The sequence below is a fragment of the Clostridium thermarum genome (assembly GCF_006351925.1).
GTDB classification, from domain to species: Bacteria; Bacillota; Clostridia; order Clostridiales; family Clostridiaceae; genus Clostridium_AU; species Clostridium_AU thermarum.
The window spans coordinates 2,076,335-2,092,939 of record NZ_CP040924.1 but is presented as its reverse complement, the minus strand read 5'-3'; the positions used below and the strand labels follow the sequence as shown (position 1 = coordinate 2,092,939).

At 37.2% G+C, this 16,605-nt stretch carries 15 protein-coding genes, 2 pseudogenes and 1 riboswitch; of the genes and pseudogenes, 13 read left to right on the top strand and 4 right to left on the bottom strand.

What is annotated here, in order from left to right; genetic code table 11:
• The first annotated feature begins 127 nt into the window (after window positions 1-127).
• Together FHY60_RS09575 and yfcE are read left to right on the top strand one after the other, a co-directional pair.
• On the top strand, window positions 128-688 hold the full coding sequence (locus FHY60_RS09575; protein ID WP_139904754.1) for a rhomboid family intramembrane serine protease: 561 nt from the start codon (window positions 128-130) through the stop codon (window positions 686-688).
• A 31-nt stretch (window positions 689-719) separates the two neighbouring features.
• Entirely contained in the window at window positions 720-1,268 is a 549-nt protein-coding gene (gene yfcE / locus FHY60_RS09570; protein WP_139904753.1) for a phosphodiesterase, read from the top strand.
• 220 nt (window positions 1,269-1,488) lie between these two features.
• Here yfcE and FHY60_RS09565 read toward each other — a convergent pair whose 3' ends face one another.
• Window positions 1,489-2,280, bottom strand: a complete 792-nt coding sequence (locus FHY60_RS09565; RefSeq protein ID WP_139906420.1) for an HAD family hydrolase — start codon at window positions 2,278-2,280, stop codon at window positions 1,489-1,491.
• A gap of 260 nt (window positions 2,281-2,540) precedes the next feature.
• Here FHY60_RS09565 and FHY60_RS09560 point away from each other — a divergent pair, with 260 nt between their 5' ends.
• The 10 genes from FHY60_RS09560 to FHY60_RS09515 all read left to right on the top strand — a co-directional run bounded on the left by FHY60_RS09560 (window position 2,541) and on the right by FHY60_RS09515 (window position 13,061).
• Entirely contained in the window at window positions 2,541-3,938 is a 1,398-nt protein-coding gene (locus FHY60_RS09560) for a L,D-transpeptidase family protein (protein WP_139904752.1), read from the top strand.
• Window positions 3,939-4,053: 115 nt separating this feature from the next.
• The gene (locus tag FHY60_RS09555) at window positions 4,054-4,413 is read left to right on the top strand and encodes a 2TM domain-containing protein (RefSeq protein WP_139904751.1); all 360 of its coding nucleotides are present in this window, start codon (window positions 4,054-4,056) and stop codon (window positions 4,411-4,413) included.
• 307 nt (window positions 4,414-4,720) lie between these two features.
• Complete coding sequence (gene ahpC / locus FHY60_RS09550) at window positions 4,721-5,284, top strand: alkyl hydroperoxide reductase subunit C (RefSeq protein ID WP_139904750.1); 564 nt, start codon at window positions 4,721-4,723, stop codon at window positions 5,282-5,284.
• Between the two features lie 12 nt (window positions 5,285-5,296).
• Entirely contained in the window at window positions 5,297-6,823 is a 1,527-nt protein-coding gene (gene ahpF / locus FHY60_RS09545; RefSeq protein ID WP_139904749.1) for an alkyl hydroperoxide reductase subunit F, read from the top strand.
• A gap of 395 nt (window positions 6,824-7,218) precedes the next feature.
• Window positions 7,219-8,259 (top strand): type 2 isopentenyl-diphosphate Delta-isomerase, encoded by a 1,041-nt coding sequence (gene fni / locus FHY60_RS09540; RefSeq protein WP_207671420.1) that lies wholly within the window; start codon window positions 7,219-7,221, stop codon window positions 8,257-8,259.
• A gap of 25 nt (window positions 8,260-8,284) precedes the next feature.
• A complete protein-coding gene (gene mvk, locus FHY60_RS09535) occupies window positions 8,285-9,250 on the top strand; it encodes a mevalonate kinase (protein ID WP_139904748.1) in 966 nt (321 codons plus the stop codon).
• A 27-nt stretch (window positions 9,251-9,277) separates the two neighbouring features.
• On the top strand, window positions 9,278-10,252 hold the full coding sequence (gene mvaD, locus FHY60_RS09530) for a diphosphomevalonate decarboxylase (protein WP_139904747.1): 975 nt from the start codon (window positions 9,278-9,280) through the stop codon (window positions 10,250-10,252).
• 39 nt (window positions 10,253-10,291) lie between these two features.
• The gene (locus tag FHY60_RS09525) at window positions 10,292-10,564 is read left to right on the top strand and encodes a hypothetical protein (protein ID WP_139904746.1); all 273 of its coding nucleotides are present in this window, start codon (window positions 10,292-10,294) and stop codon (window positions 10,562-10,564) included.
• Between the two features lies 1 nt (window position 10,565).
• A complete protein-coding gene (locus FHY60_RS09520; RefSeq protein ID WP_139904745.1) occupies window positions 10,566-11,924 on the top strand; it encodes a tripartite tricarboxylate transporter permease in 1,359 nt (452 codons plus the stop codon).
• A gap of 18 nt (window positions 11,925-11,942) precedes the next feature.
• A complete protein-coding gene (locus tag FHY60_RS09515) occupies window positions 11,943-13,061 on the top strand; it encodes a phosphomevalonate kinase (protein ID WP_163215827.1) in 1,119 nt (372 codons plus the stop codon).
• 169 nt (window positions 13,062-13,230) lie between these two features.
• Here FHY60_RS09515 and FHY60_RS09510 read toward each other — a convergent pair whose 3' ends face one another.
• The 3 genes and pseudogenes from FHY60_RS09510 to FHY60_RS09500 all read right to left on the bottom strand — a co-directional run.
• Window positions 13,231-14,649, bottom strand: coding sequence for an NCS2 family permease (locus FHY60_RS09510; RefSeq protein ID WP_139904743.1), 1,419 nt, complete (start codon window positions 14,647-14,649; stop codon window positions 13,231-13,233).
• A 137-nt stretch (window positions 14,650-14,786) separates the two neighbouring features.
• Window positions 14,787-14,888: riboswitch (purine riboswitch) on the bottom strand.
• A gap of 88 nt (window positions 14,889-14,976) precedes the next feature.
• A pseudogene (locus FHY60_RS09505) lies at window positions 14,977-16,071 on the bottom strand (APC family permease); the annotation flags it as partial.
• Window positions 16,072-16,116: 45 nt separating this feature from the next.
• Window positions 16,117-16,341: pseudogene (locus FHY60_RS09500) on the bottom strand (transposase domain-containing protein); the annotation flags it as partial.
• Between the two features lie 76 nt (window positions 16,342-16,417).
• Here FHY60_RS09500 and FHY60_RS18490 point away from each other — a divergent pair.
• Window positions 16,418-16,591, top strand: a complete 174-nt coding sequence (locus tag FHY60_RS18490) for a transposase domain-containing protein (RefSeq protein ID WP_423243586.1) — start codon at window positions 16,418-16,420, stop codon at window positions 16,589-16,591.
• Window positions 16,592-16,605: the final 14 nt, after the last annotated feature.

Sequence of the window (16,605 nt, the reverse complement as noted above, 5' to 3'; positions counted from 1 at the left end):
TTCAAAGGATTAATTATTGATAGTGGGTTCATATTATTTGTGAATATAGAAAACTGTATTAATGTATGGTAACATAAAGTTTGATACTAAAAGTAAAGCTTAATAATTGAAAGGAGTCTGATTATAATTGCTAAAACGAATAAAATATAATTCACCAGTAATTCTTACCTTTACCCTTATTTCGTTTTTTGCATTGATATTGGGGGAAATAACAGACCGGGCATCTACTTACCTTTTATTTTCCGTATACAGAAGCAGTTTAACGGATTTTTTCTTTTACATCAGACTATTTGGCCATGTTTTAGGCCATGCGGACATGCAGCATTTTGTCAATAACTTTATAATTATTTTATTGATAGGTCCTATGTTGGAAGAGAAATACGGTGGGAAGTCTTTGATGACAATGATTTCAATTACGGCAGTTATAACAGGGCTTCTCAATATAATTTTATTTGATACTGCCTTACTTGGAGCCAGTGGTATTGTATTCATGATGATCTTATTAAGTTCCTTCGTCAACATTGAAAGGGGTAAAGTTCCACTAACCTTTATCGTCATAGTATGTATTTTTATTGGTCGAGAAGTTATTGATGGTATTTTTAGCAGTGATAACATATCTCAACTTACACATATAGTTGGTGGCATATGTGGTGCTTACTTTGGATTTATAAAGAAGTGGAATAGATAAGAAATGAACATTCTTAAGAGGAGGAGATAACTTGAAGCTAATATTTATATCAGACATACATGGATCCATTTACTTTGCAAAGAAGGCCATAGAAGCCTCTCTAGTGGAAGATGCGGACTACATTGTTCTCCTGGGAGACCAATTATATCATGGGGCCAGAAATCCATTGCCAAAGGATTATAATCCTAAAGAAGTAGCAAGCTTACTCAATAGCTATGCTCATAAAATTATAGCTGTAAGGGGTAATTGTGACAGTGAAGTAGACCAAATGGTTCTAAATTTTCCTATAATGGCAGATTACTCAAATCTGCTATATAATGGAAGACGCCTGTTCCTTACCCATGGACATAAATTTAATATTGATAACATCCCTAAGTTAAATAGAGGAGATGTTTTGATATATGGACATACACATGTACCCTTGGCTTTAAAAAAAGGTGATATCTTCATAATAAATCCTGGATCAATCACCTTACCAAAGGAAGACTATCCCAATACATATGGTATTTTAAAAGACAACATTTTTCAAATAAAAGCCTTTGACGGAAGGATCGTCAAAGAAATTGAATTTACAGATTAAAGGCATCACAGATAGCACGAGATTGATCATTGATAGCATAAAACTGTTAAGTAAAAAATTTAAATACATAATCTACTTAATATATTTAGGACACTAAAGAGTTTTTCTTTTGAAAGCAACTACATTTAGAAAAACTTTCCTTGCCTCAGTGTCCTCCTATATTTCCGTGTTAAAAATAGTTTGTTTAATCTTTTTACTGTTTAAAGTAATTTTAAACTATCTAAATAATGTTAAAATGGGCTAAAGCATACTCAATACCATCATCGTTCACATCCCTTGTAACAAAGGCTACTTTATCAAACAGTATAGGAGAACTGTTACCCATGGCTATGCTGTTTGGAACATACTCTAACATGGGCAAGTCATTGGTACTGTCTCCAATAGCATAGCAATCCTCTAGAGGGATGTTGAAATATTCTTGAAGAAACTTTATTCCGCTGGCCTTAGAGAAACCCTTGGGAACCACTTCTCCAAAATTATTACCACGATCAATATAATCAAAAGATTCGGTAATGTAATTATAAAAAGCTTCAAAATTACTTTCTTCATTTGTCCAGGTTACAAATTTATCAAAATTCAAGTCGGGATCTTCCCAAGATCTTGTTACGTCACAACCTTGTAAAGCGAAGGATTCTTTTATCTTTTTAAGCTCTCCGGTGGCTGGTCTTGTCTGGTCAAAGTAAACACCGTGAGATGCCTCTAAAACACCATCTATCTTGTATTCTCTAAGTTTTTTTGGAATTTCAAAACATGTCTCTCTTGGTAATGACTTAGCTAATATAACTCTGTCATTGTAGTAGATAAAAGTTCCACAGCCGCAAACATAGCCATCAAATCCAATGTCACGGATTTCTTTTGTAACATTAAAAAAAGTTCTGCCGGTATTTATAAAGGTAAGGTGTCCATTTTCACGAGCCTTCCTTATAGCTTGTACAGTTTTATCCGGAATCTTGTTACTATTCTCTGGTATTATAGTTCCATCAATATCAAAAAATATCATTTTCCTCTTAATCATATGTACACTCCCTAATAAGATTTGCGTCCCCATTTTAACATGATTTTATGGTTTTTTCTACTAATTTTTATAAAATACATGAGTATATGCTGATTTTACTATTTTAATTATTAGGTAAAATAAGCTTACCTTTTTATTTTTTCTGTCTTAATAATGAAGGTTACATCATAGAATGAAGTATAGCTATATTTACATAATTTTAACCTCCTACATATCAAAAACCAAACTTACATATAGCTATAGTCTTAGGGGGTATTATGGGGAGCATAAGAGTAAAACATATAGGCAAAAAACTAATAATTGGATTTATTGGTTTCTGCAGTTTTCTGACTTTATTCTATGTAGGTGTAGCCGTATTCTTTATGAACCACTTTTATGTGGGAAGCGAAATTAACGGTATTGATGTTTCAGGTAAATCTATCGAGAGTGCTGAAGATGAATTATCAGCTGTACTTCAAAACTATAGCTTGACTTTAAAGGAACGTGTAGGGAGAATTGAAGAAATTACAGCTCAGGATATTGGACTAAAGTATGTAGACGAGGAAGCTGTTAAAAAATACAAGTCAGCTCAAAGTCCTTTAGCATGGATTTTAGCTTTGTTTAAGGAGGAAGGCTACAAAATATCAGTAGAAATTACCTATGATAAGGACATGTTAAAGGAAAGGATTGACAAGCTTAACTGCTTAGATCAGAGGAACATCATTGAGCCCCAAAATCCCAGTATCAAATTTGATGGCATTAGGTATGTGATCATACCGGAGGAACATGGAAATAAGATAGATAAAGACATTTTGTTTAAATATGTAAAGGATGCTATAGTAAAGCATGAAACAACAATAGACTTGGAAGTCATCGGCTGTTATTTTAGGCCGGAATTTACTTCAGAATCACAAAAGGTAATTATAACGGTGGAAGAACTAAATAAGATAATCTCAACAAAGCTCACTTACAAATTCGGTGATCAAAAAGAAGTACTGGACAGAACTATCATTAACAAGTGGATTTCTGTAAATGAGGATTATGAAGTTACAATTGAAGAGGAAAATATTAAGACCTATGTCAATAGTCTTGCAGATCAATACAATACTCTTGGTAAGCCCATAGACTTTAAGACATCTTCAGGAAAGACCATAAAGGTAAGCAGTGGGGACTATGGCTGGGTTATGGATGTGACCAAAGAAACCGAAGCAATAAATACAGCTATTAAAAAAGGTGAGACCATAGAGAGAGAGCCTATATACAGTAAAAGAGGTAGATCCCTCAGTAACAATGGTATTGGCAATACCTACGTGGAAGTGGATATGGCAAATCAACATGTGTGGTTTTACAAAGATGGCATTTTAATAACTGAAGGACCTGCTGTTACTGGAAATGTAAGAGCTGGACATACAACACCGGAAGGAATTTACAGCTTAAAATACAAGCAAAGAGATACAGTGCTTAGAGGTCCAGGGTACGCTTCACCGGTAAGCTTTTGGATGCCCTTTAACGGAGGAATAGGTCTGCATGATGCAAGCTGGAGAAATCGATTTGGTGGAAATATATATAAGACAGACGGTTCTCATGGTTGTATAAATCTTCAATATAATGTTGCTAAAGAAATTTACAGTAATATAGAAGCTGGTGTTCCAGTTATATGTCATAATAATAGATAAGTGTAAGGACCTGACCAATAACCTTTGGAAAGGTCCTTGTTATAAAAAAATATAGAAAGAAAGCCATGTCAGTGGTATAATGTAAATACAGTGGTAAAAATGGAGGGGATTTGCTGTGTCAATAGAAAAAGAGGTTAATGAATATAACCCAAACAATAATAATAGTAATATATATAATAATAGTACACAAAAATACGTTTCTGAGGCTGAACTCTATGAGCTAGCTAAAAGAAGGATAAAGCTTAAGCAAGAATTTTTTACCCATCTTGGAGCTTATTGTGTGGTTAATGGAGGTATACTACTCCTAAGTTTATTTCTATTCCATACAATGATGATATTTCTCTTATCTACTGTAGGATGGGGAATAGGTTTAGGCTGTCATTACATAGATACCGTTTCTAAACTGAAATTGGATACTAAGAACACCAAATTAATCGAGCAGGAAGTAGAGTTCCTAAAAAAGAAAATGCAATGATATATTTGATGAGTAGATATATAACGGGTTAGTAAAACTAATGTTTTGCTGACTCTTTTTTATTAAGAATTTTTCAGAGCAAAATATTACAATATAGTAATATTTTACTCAAAATTTTATAGAAACCTCTTGACTTCATTACAAAAATATATAATAATAATTACAAACGGATAATAATTATTAATTAGATAGCCTTAAATCAGGTCAGTTAATTTTACTTGTGCTGTTGCTGGTATAAGATAAGTTTTATAATGACCTCTATCTAATTAGTTCATATTAAAAATTTAATTATCAGGAGGTATTAAATATGTCATTAATCGGAACAGAAGTAAAACCATTTAAAGCGCAAGCTTACAGAAACGGAGAGTTTATAGAGGTAACAGAGGCAGATTTCAAGGGACATTGGAGCGTAGTATGCTTCTATCCAGCTGACTTCACTTTTGTATGCCCAACAGAACTTGAAGATTTACAAGATAATTATGAAACACTAAAGGCATTAGGAGTTGAAGTATATTCAGTTTCAACAGATACTCATTATACACATAAGGCATGGCATGACACTTCAGAAACAATTAAAAAGATTACTTATACTATGATCGGAGACCCATCACATGTTTTATCACGTAATTTTGAAGTACTTATCGAAGCAGAGGGCCTTGCTGACCGTGGAACATTCATAATAGACCCAGATGGAGTTGTTCAAGCCGTTGAAATCAATGCAGGCGGTATAGGCCGTGATGCAAGTACATTAGTTAACAAGATAAAGGCAGCACAATATGTAAGAAATAACCCAGGAGAAGTTTGTCCAGCAAAATGGAAGGAAGGCGCTGAGACTCTTAAACCAAGTCTTGACCTAGTAGGAAAGATCTAAGAGGTAATATAAATGTTAGATTCAGAAATTAAAGCACAATTAGTCCATTATCTTGAATTGATGGAGGGTGAAGTGCTGCTTAAGGTCAGTGCAGGAAATGATGAGGTATCAAAGGTGATGCTAGCTCTTACTGAGGAGTTAGCTACTATGTCCTCAAGAATAAAAGTGGAAAATATTCAATTAGAAAGGACACCAAGTTTTAGTGTAAATAAAATAGGCGAAGATACCGGCATAGTCTTTGCCGGAGTGCCACTGGGCCATGAGTTTTCATCACTGGTTTTGGCATTACTTCAAGTTAGTGGAAGAGCTCTTAAAATAGATCAAAAATCAATTGATGCAATAAAGAGCATTAAAGGTGAATACCATTTTGAAACTTACATCAGTTTAACCTGCCATAACTGTCCTGATGTAGTTCAGGCCCTTAATATGTTAAGCCTTCTAAATCCGGGCATTACTCATACTATGATAGATGGGGCTGTTTATAAGGAAGAAGTAGAAAGTAAAAACATTATGGCTGTTCCTACAGTGTACTTAAATGGAGAATTTTTCAGTAGTGGCCGCATGACACTAGAAGATATACTATTAAAGATGGGCAAAACTGAAGATCCTTCAGAGTATAATAACAAGGAACCTTTTGATGTACTTGTTGTAGGTGCTGGACCTGCTGGATCCAGTGCAGCAATTTATGCGGCAAGAAAAGGTATAAGAACAGGTATAATTGCAGAAAGATTTGGCGGACAGGTTCAGGATACTTTAGGCATAGAGAACTTTATCAGTGTTAAATACACAGAAGGTCCTAAGCTGGCAGCGAGTCTAGAAGAGCATGTTAAAGAGTATGATGTGGATATAATGAAGTCACAGCGTGCTAAGAGTTTAACAAAGAAAGACCTTATCGAAGTGGAACTGGAAAATGGTGCAGTGGTAAAGAGTAAGACCGTTATTATATCAACTGGAGCCCGATGGCGTAATGTAGGTGTTCCTGGCGAGATAGAGTTTAAAAATAAAGGTGTAGCTTACTGCCCACACTGTGATGGACCACTATTTAAAGGTAAGGATATAGCAGTTATCGGTGGCGGTAATTCAGGCATTGAGGCAGCTATAGATTTGGCGGCAATAGTAAATCACGTTACAGTATTGGAATTTATGCCGGAACTTAAGGCGGATGCTGTACTTCAAGAACGTCTTTATAGTCTACCAAATGTGACTGTATTAAAGAACGTACAGACAAAAGAAATCACAGGCACTGATAAGGTGAACGGCCTTACCTATGTGGAAAGGGAAACCGGAGTTGAGCATCATATGGATCTTCAGGGTGTATTCGTGCTTATCGGTCTTGTACCAAATACCGATTGGCTTGGAGATACTGTGGAACGTAACAGAATGGGAGAAATTATTGTAGATAGCCGTGGTGCTACTAATGTACCAGGTGTATTTGCAGCAGGGGATTGCACAGACAGTCCATATAAGCAGATAATTATCTCCATGGGATCCGGTGCCAATGCTGCACTAGGGGCCTTTGATTACCTAATCAGAAACTAAATATCTACAAAAGCATCAGAATCAAAATCTGGTGCTTTTGTTTTAAGAAACAACCCATTGACGGGTAGCGTGTAACAGGAATTCGCATGTGCCAGACCGTATATACGTCCTTCAGGCGTGGCTAGCAGTAAAGGGCCACGCCCGTTAAGGCAAAATCACCGGCTATGCCGTTGGATATTTATTAGCATGGGTAAAAATATAATGAATATGGAAATAATACATATGAAACATATATTAAAGCCTTGTGGAAACAGTATGTAGGTTAAAAATCATGGTATGCTAAATGATAATAATTATTATTTACAAAATACTTTTATTATGATATTATGTTTTGTAGACTGTTTGGCTATAAAATGGAAGTTACTAATATATATGAATATTGGGAGGTTGCTCTGTTGGAAGATTTAAAAGCAAAGAGTAAAATCAGGAGCTCCAGAAAAAGGGAGCATGTTCAACATTTCTTAGACAGTGATTTTGATAGCAACAATTTATTTCAATATATATATCTGGAGCATAATTCGCTGCCGGAAATTGATTTTGAAGAGATAGACACAAGCACCAGTTTTCTTGGAAAGAAAATAGGCTTTCCGGTGATGATAAACGCCATGACCGGTGGCTTTGACAGAGCTGTTGAGATAAACAGAAATCTGGCTAAAATAGCTAAAAGTTTGAAAATACCTATGGCTGTGGGGTCCCAGGCCATTGCAGTAAAAGACAGTGATTATGAGCTTTCCTTTAAGGTTGTCAGAGAAATACTAAAAGAAGGGATTGTAATTTCTAATATCAATGCCTTTGCAAACCTGGAGGAAGCACAAAGAGCTGTTGACATGATACAGGCTGACGCACTGCAGATACATTTGAATCCCGCCCAGGAAATTGCCATGCCAGAAGGGGATAGAAATTTTAAGGGCCTACTAAAAAATATAGAGCATATAGTGAAGAAGTTGGACGTACCTCTTATTATCAAAGAAATTGGCTTCGGACTTTCAAAGGATGTGGTCAGGAGACTCATAGGAGTGGGAGTCAAATATATTGACATAGGAGGCAGAGGGGGCACCAACTTTATAAAAATTGAAAGTGAGAGAAATAAAGAGTTTCATTTTGATGAGCTCTTTGATTGGGGAATTCCTACTGCACTCAGCCTATTAGAATGTAGGTCTATCAGCCAAGATTTAAACATAGTCTGCAGTGGAGGAATGAGAAAAGCAGATGAAATAGTAAAAGCCTTATGTGCCGGAGCGGATTTGACGGGAATCAGCGGCCCCATTTTAAGAGAGCTTATAGATGGAGGGGTTGAAGCAGCAGAGAGCTATCTGCAGAACATCATTTATAAGTCAAAAGTTATCATGCTGCTTTTAGGGAAAAAGAACATAGAAGAGTTAAGAACGGTGCCCTATAGAATTCATGGACAACTTAAGGACCTATTGCAATGCTAACGCTAAATATAAAGGACGGAACAATATGAACACATTGGATGACAATATAGCTATTACAGAAGTACATAGCAAAATAATCTTAATTGGTGAACATGCCGTTGTTTATGGATATCCTGCTATTGCCCTCCCTTTTCCGCTGAAGGTAAGGTGCACTATTGAAAAGACCAAGGGACCTATAATCTTTGACTCATCCTTTTATAAAGGAAAGGTTGATGATCTTCCGGAAAAGATTAAGGGACTTGGACTTTGTATAGAGAAAACAATACAGCATTTAAGTCAACCCTTTGAAGGTTTAAAAATCTCAATAGATTCCTCTATACCCTTGGGACGGGGGTTGGGCTCCAGTGCAGCCACTGCTGTTGCTCTTGTGAGAGCTATATTTTCTTTTTACAAGCAAAACTTATCGGAAAGAGAATTATTTTCACTGGTTGAAGTGGCTGAAACCTATGCCCACGGTAAGCCCAGCGGCATAGATATGGCTGCGGTTTCAAGTGAAGGGCCCATCTGGTTTAGGAAAGGGGAACAGAAGGTTTATCTTAAGACAGGTAAACCACTATATATAGTGGTAGGCGATACCGGACGTGTAGGTGATACTCGTACTGCCGTGGAAAATGTGAGAAAAAAATATCTTCTAGAGCCAGAATCGGTTAAAAGATCACTTAAATCCATGGAAAGAATCTCAGATGCAGCAAAAGATGCTCTTCAGGAGGGAAATTTAACCTTGCTTGGAGCCTTAATGGACAGCAACCAGGAAGAACTTAAAACTCTAGGTGTAAGTGATTTTGGTCTGGATTCATTGATTGCCGCGGCAAAGCATGCCGGAGCCCTGGGAGCAAAGCTGACCGGAGGAGGCCAAGGAGGATGTATGATTGCCTTAGCTGCAGGCTTGGAACAAGCAGCAGTGATATCCAAGGAGCTGAAGAAAGCCGGTGCAGCTAAGACCTGTTACTTTTCAACGCAAGAAAATATTCTGTATGTCTCTGAGGAGTAAGACCTCTTCAAGGTTAGGAGGAGTAAGATGAAAGCTACAGTAAAGGCTAATACCAATATAGCTCTGATAAAATACTGGGGAAAGCGTGATGAGAAGTTATTTTTACCTATGAACAGCAGCTTATCCATAACACTGGATAAGTTTTACACTACCACTACAGTAGAATTTGATGAGTATTTTGAATCGGATATTTTTTTACTTAACAATAGTGTTGCTGGTACAAAGGAAAGTAGTAAAGTGTTCAGCTTCCTGGATAAGATAAGAGACTTGGCCGGTACTAAAATGAGGGCTAGGGTAAGGGCGTTAAATAATGTGCCCACAGCTGCTGGCCTGGCTTCTTCAGCTTCAGGCTTTGCAGCCCTTGCAGCAGCAGGTGCAAAGGCACTCAACCTTAAGCTAGATGAAAGGGAACTGTCCATATTGGCACGGCAAGGCTCTGGTTCTGCCTGCCGCTCTATATATGGAGGTTTTGTTGAATGGCAAAAGGGGGCAGAGACCGATGGCAGTGACTCTTATGCAACGCAGCTGCTGCCTGAACAACGCTGGAACATCAGTATACTTTCCGTATTGGTAGCCTCAAAGGAAAAGAAGGTGTCCAGCAGAGAGGGAATGAAAAATACTGTTGAGACCTCTCCTTTTTATAGCGGATGGTTAAATACTGTTGAAGATGACCTGAAAAATGCAAAAGAAGCCATAAGGGCAAGAGATTTTGAACGGTTAGGAAATGTGGTGGAAGCTAATGCACTGAAGATGCATGCCACTATGCTGGGAGCAAAACCTCCAATTTTGTATTGGCAAGGAGGAACTGTGGAAGTAATTCATCACATTCAGTACATGAGAACCTGCGGTTTCTCTGCATATTTTACTATAGATGCCGGCCCCAACGTGAAGGTTCTGTGTCCTCCGGAGGAAGAGCGACGCATGTATGAGGAATTGTTAAAATTGCCGGCGGTAGAAGAAATCCTGGTATGTCATCCCGGTTCCGGCATCCAATACCTATAGATGTAAAATTATATAATTTAAATGTATGGAGCTGATTTTATGAATAAAATAGATAATAAAGTAAGTGAAACTCAAATAAATGATAATTCTAAAGTTAATATTGAAATCTGGGAGGACCTAGTCCGTATAAGAGATTTGGTTATAGCCATCTTTATCTGCATTTTTACTACACTTGGTGGTTATCTTATCGCACCGGAGGAGCCTCCTAAACCACTATTTTTAGGTCTTACCGGTGCAATAGCTGGTTTTGTCATTAGTACGATTCTAATCAAGCCTAAAAGGGTAATTAAAGAAGAGCCTCAGGAGGATTAAGATGGATATGAACTTAGTTTTACAGATGATTCTTGCTGCAGTGGTTGCAGCTGTTGTTTATACAATAATCGGTGCAGCGCCGGGAGCAGATGAAACGGCCACTATAGCACCGGTAACCTTGGTACTTGTTTTATCTGGGCTGCAGCCTATGGTTATTTTATCCTTCTTCATATCTGCTATAATAGCTTGTAAATTAATAGATGCGGTTCCCGTTTCAATTGCCGGTATTCCGGCAGGGGTTATGTCAACTCCAATGGTTGAACACGCTATGGTGCTGAAAAGGTATGGCTTGACGGAAACAAGTATAAGAAAAATAGCTTCTGGTGCTATTATCGGCACCTTGGTTTCAGTACCGATGAGCTTGTTACTTGCACGGGCTATAGTGCCCTTTGCAACGGTTATTAAAGAATATGGAGCTATAGTATTTTTTATCGGTGCAATCCTGCTGGCACTTCTGAGCAAAATGAGATGGATAGCCTTAGCGGCCATACTGCCCTTTGCCCTGTTAATTCAAGGTCTAAGATATCTCTATTGGGGAGTAGGGGCAGTAGCAGAAGGAACTAACATCTCAACCTCATTTTTCTTAGGTATTACAATAGGACCTGTAATTGTATCATTATTTGAATTGTTGAATAAAGATATAAGAAACAATCTACCGCGTTACGATAAAAAGCCAATTTTAATTAGGAAGGAACAACAGATTAAGAGTTTCCCAAATCCCTTTAAAATATTGACGAAAAGAGAAGTGGCCTATAGTGCTTTAGCATCTATGGTGGGTTCAATTACTTTTCTTTTAAGCCCAGTAGGTTTGACTACCTTTTTGGGAGAGCTTTTTGCCAGCGGTATAAAGGAGCCTGTTAAAAAGGCATCTATGGCAGTTTCAGTTATGGAAGCCTTAGCTCAGGCCACTTATATGGCAGGAATTCTAATTCCATTAATTGCTCTGGGAATTCCTTTGTCACCGGTGGCACTGGGACCTGGAAATCCCTTGTTTAATGCACCTCCAGTATATACTCTCGAGAATAATATACATCACCTATTGTCTGGCTTAGACTTTGTTTGGCCTACGTTAATTGGAGCAGTAGTTGCATCAGTTATTACTTATTTTATTACTGTTAGATATTCACAGCAGATTTGTTCCTTTGTATTTAAAAGGATTCCCCATGAGGCATTATTAGGACTGTTTCTAAGTTTGGCTATTATGTTGGCTTTTATGGATGCTGGGTGGATTAACGTAATAGGGGTGCTTTTAGTAGGCCTTGTATCTGGAACACTGTACCGTATGGGAGTAAATTATGGTGTTCTATTTATGACTTTGTACTCCGCACCATGGATTATTAAAATGCTTTCAGCTGTATAGAGAAAGAAGGGAAGGATTTTGACAAACTCTGGTTATACTATAAAGGTTCCTGGTAAACTCTTTATTGCGGGAGAATATGCAGTGTTGGAGCCTGAACAGATGGCAGTGGTTATAGCTGTAAACCGTTATGTTTATGCCTATATTAAGTCAAGTGTAAATAATATTCTTGATATCCCTAAAACAGATATGGTAAATATTACCTGGGAAATAGGCTGTGAAGATTTAATTTTTAATACTACAGATAATCGATTAAACTTTATAAAAAATTCCTTATTACTGGTATATCGGTATTTAAGTGAAAAATCAATTACACACAAAAACTTCCATTTAGTAGTTGAAAGCAAGCTGGATGATGACGAAAGTGGAAAAAAGTATGGACTTGGGTCCAGTGCAGCAGTTGTTACAGCAGTAATTGCTGCTGTACTGCAGCTGCATCTAGGCAAGCTTGAAAAGGAAGATTTAGATATAATTTTTAAGCTTGCATCCCTTGCTCATGTAAAAACTCAAGGAAGTGGGTCTGGAGCAGATATTGCTGCAGCAGTTTACGGAGGTTGGATACACTATTCAGCTTTCAGCACCAAATGGCTGCTCAAGCAGTTGGACAACGATTATAAATTAACTGATGTTGTTGAGCAACCATGGACAAATCTTATGATCAGGAAGTTAATACCGCCACCAATGCTGCAACTGGCTGTTGGATGGACTCAAGAAACATCGGCAACGGGACCAATGATAGAAAAGGTTCAGAAATTTAGAGAGAGTAATGAGGAAATATATAAGGAATTTCTTATAGAGAGCTCAAAGGCAGTTGATCTTTTAGTTAAAGCCTTTGAAAGTAAGGATTACTATCAGGCCATGAAGGCACTTAAGAAAAATGGGAAAGCTCTTGCAAAACTAGGCAGAAGTGCAGGCGTAAGTATTGTGACTTCAAAGTTAAAAAAATTATGTTCTACAGCAGACAGGTTTGGGGCTGGTAAGTCCTCAGGAGCAGGAGGAGGGGACTGTGGTATTGTATTTTTAAAAAGCAATGATTTGAGAGACCAGTTATATATGGCTTGGCAAGAAGTAGATATTATACCCTTAAATTTATCTGTAACGGAAAAAGGGGTAGTAGTTGAGGGAATCACGAAAGTTTGAATGTATCCTTGCTTCTATGCAGTAATTGAGGAGGTCCTCCAGATTTTTTTCCTTATTATTTACAAAGGTTAAAAAAGGGGAGAGCCATGCAAGGGTATGGATACCGCTATCCCTTATTATCAAAATAAAAGAGCCTGTAGTGATTTACTCTGCAGACTCTTTTATTTTACTATATAATCGCCAATATTACAAAGTTTGCTATAAAGAGTAGGGTTGATACTAGTAATATGGGGTGAACTTCTTTTAGTTTTCCTCTTACAAGTTTTACTATGCAGTAGAATATGAAACCTGCAGCTATACCGTAAGAAATGCTGTATACCAAGGCCATGAATATTCCGGCAAAGAAGGCAGGTATTGCTTCATCTAAGTTGTCCCATTGGATTTCCTTGAAAGAGGAAAGCATCATAACGCCAACTATAATAAGTGCTGGAGCAGTTGCAGCTGCTGGAACTATACCGGCAACAGGAGCTAAGAAAATACATAATAGGAACAATACTGCTGTTGCAAGGCTGGTTAAACCAGTTCTGCCACCGGCTCCAATACCTGCTGCACTTTCAACATAGGTTGTTGTGTTGGAAGTACCAAGCAATGCACCTATTGAAGTTGCAATTGCATCTGCGAATAGGGCTTTATCCATTTTTGACTTAAAGCCTGTACTTGTTTCCATTGTTTTTTCATCTTCTTCACTGAAGATACCGCTCTTTCTTCCAGTACCAATGAAGGTTCCGATAGTGTCAAAAGTATCAGATAAACTGAAGGCAAATATGGTCATTAAAACTAGCGGAAGCTTAGAAGCATCATTAAACAGTGAAACAAAGCCGTTGCTACCGAAGGCAGCTCCAATAGTAGTTCCAAGTTGCTCGAAGGATTCAGTCACACTTTGAGTTGTGCCTATCTGAGAAAGGTCAACAACACCCATTGGAATACCAATTAAAGTAGTTGCTACTATACTTATCAATATTGCACCCTTAACTCTTAATAGAAGCAAGATAACAGTAATTGCTATACCTATTAGTGCAAGAATTACAGAAGGATTATTTAAATTAACAAGAGCAGGAACTGCGCTGGCGTCAGATATAACAGTACCTCCCTCTAAAATTACGTTCTTACCAGGATCAGAAGTAAATTGCAACAGGCCGGCATTTTTAATTCCTATGTAAGCTATAAAAATACCAATGCCACCGCCGATTGCATGTTGTAAACTAACTGGAATAGCTTTAATAATTGACTTTCTGATTTTTGTAACAGTTATAAGTATATTTACTATACCGCAGATAAATACCATTGCTAGTGCTTGTTCCCATGAAAATCCTAACTGAGAGCAAACAGTGAAAGTAAAGAAGGCGTTTAACCCCATACCTGGAGCTTGTGCGTAAGGTACATTTGCAAAGAGCGCCATTACTAAAGTACCTATTGCAGCAGCAAAGATTGTTGCCAGGAAAACAGCTCCTTTTGGCATTCCGGTAATAGATAGCATATCCGGGTTTACAAATATAATGTATGACATTGCGAAGAAGGTAGTAAGTCCAGCCATAAGCTCAGTTGATACGTTTGTTCCGTTTTCTTTCAGTTTGAAAAACCTTTCCATTTAAAAAAGTCCCCCTTGTAAATAATAAATAGGATTTAATGATAAAATGATAAGAGCTTGACCACACCAATAAAAAAGGCAATTGATTTTTCACCAATTGCCGTAATTTAAAAAGAATATAGACAAGCCACAAAGAATGCAGCTATGTATATTCCAATAGTCGAACAATTTACGGCTGTTCGGTAGAAACTTTAGGCCCATATCGCCTAGATTATATTGGTGAGCTATTGAATTTACTATTATATAATACAACAAATCTTTTTAAACATCAAGTGGATTTTGCAAAAAGTACGAACAAAATTTTAAAATATATGTATAAAGTTCAGGTTAGTCTTTTTTTGACGTATATTTTGCTTTGGAAAAGCTTACTCCCAGCAGCATGATTACAACAAAGGTAATCAGATACCATACAACTGCAATTTTATGAGCGAAGCATGCTGCAACCATCATAAACAAGCAACCGCAAATTGCTAAAATAGGAGCTATAAAGCGTTTTAAGAAATTTAAATCTTTCTCTTTTTTTATCAGCATAATAAAAATTGGTATATAGGCCCCATAAATTGTTACAATAGGCAGTTCTGTCATATCAAAATTGAAAAATCCAAACCAGGATTCTGTAAGTTGAGAACCATAGAAATAAAGGAGCCATATGCCACAGAATAGTAGACCAAGTATAGCAGAATTGGTAGGCATATTAGTTGCCTTATCAACTTGTTTGTACACATTGGGTACTGGTCCAACATCACGGGCTGCTAGAGAATAAAATCCACGGGTACAACCTAACATTAAGCCGTTCAAGGTACCAAGGCAGGAGATTACTACAAATACGAATAAGGCTGTTCCTCCAACTCTAGAGAACATTTTCTCAAAGGCCAATCTAGCACCTTTTTCACCGCTTTCCATCAAAGTAGCATTGCTAACTGCACCGGAAAGTCCTATATAATATAGTATATAAGTAATAACTATAACTGATGTACCAATAACAAGAGCCTTAGGCAGGTTCTTCTTGGAATCCTTTAATTCAGCATTGATAGTTGTTGCAATTATCCACCCTTCATAGGCAAATGCTGTAGCAGTAACTGCTGTAAAAAGGGAACTCCCTGTGCTGATCTCTTTGGTTATGGTGGTAAAGTTATCTACAGTCATGCCGGTAGATAAACCAACGATAGTACCTACAATTGCCATGATGTACAAGGGTATCAGTTTAATTGCGGTGGTTGCCACCTGAAATTTACCTGCAAGTACGGGGGATAGTGCATTTATGGCATAACTTGTTATAAGGTAAAATCCAGTAATGGCCATGGCTTCAGGTCCCACGATTGAAAAATCGAACAGTACACAGGTATAACGCGCGGAAACCCATGCCAGAGCAGCGGTCATGGTAGGGTAATAGATGGTAGACATAAACCATCCTAGATAATAGTAAGCGTAAAATAGTCCCCACCTATTATTCAGATGGGTACTCTGCTATACTTGTTTTGATTTACAGTATTTAGGTAAGGTAGATGACCAAGGCAATAAAGAATCTAAAACTTCAGAATCATTTATATCAACATTTGGAAACTGCTCAAATAAGTATTTTAAGTATTCAAAAGGATTAAGATCATTTTCCTTTGCAGTTTCAATAATACTATAAGTAACTGCACTTGCCTTTGCTCCCTGCGGAGTATTGGCGAACAGCCAATTTTTTCTCTTATGTTCTTAAGCACATAAGAGAAAGAACTTCCTTTTTGCTAATACTGCTAAAGGTGCCACACATAGTGCTAATATTTACAGCATTATTGAAACTGCCAAGGCTAATAAATTAGTTGTAGAAAGGTATTTAGTTTATCTATTTGATAATCTATTGAAGATAGCTATAGAAGGTAGCGAAAGCTTAGAGAATCTTATGCCTTGGTCAGATAAGATTCCTGAAAATATGAAAATTAAAGATAGGAAATAAGTTAATCCCAGTAA

Bases quoted from the DNA above. Each gene is read 5' to 3' on its own strand.
- FHY60_RS09560 (WP_139904752.1), top strand. From the start codon at position 2,541: ATGGGGAGCATAAGAGTAAAACATATAGGCAAAAAACTAATAATTGGA.
- ahpC (WP_139904750.1), top strand. From the start codon at position 4,721: ATGTCATTAATCGGAACAGAAGTAAAACCATTTAAAGCGCAAGCTTAC.
- ahpF (WP_139904749.1), top strand. From the start codon at position 5,297: ATGTTAGATTCAGAAATTAAAGCACAATTAGTCCATTATCTTGAATTG.
- mvk (WP_139904748.1), top strand. From the start codon at position 8,285: ATGAACACATTGGATGACAATATAGCTATTACAGAAGTACATAGCAAA.
- mvaD (WP_139904747.1), top strand. From the start codon at position 9,278: ATGAAAGCTACAGTAAAGGCTAATACCAATATAGCTCTGATAAAATAC.
- FHY60_RS09525 (WP_139904746.1), top strand. From the start codon at position 10,292: ATGAATAAAATAGATAATAAAGTAAGTGAAACTCAAATAAATGATAAT.
- FHY60_RS09520 (WP_139904745.1), top strand. From the start codon at position 10,566: ATGGATATGAACTTAGTTTTACAGATGATTCTTGCTGCAGTGGTTGCA.
- FHY60_RS09510 (WP_139904743.1), bottom strand. From the start codon at position 14,649: ATGGAAAGGTTTTTCAAACTGAAAGAAAACGGAACAAACGTATCAACT.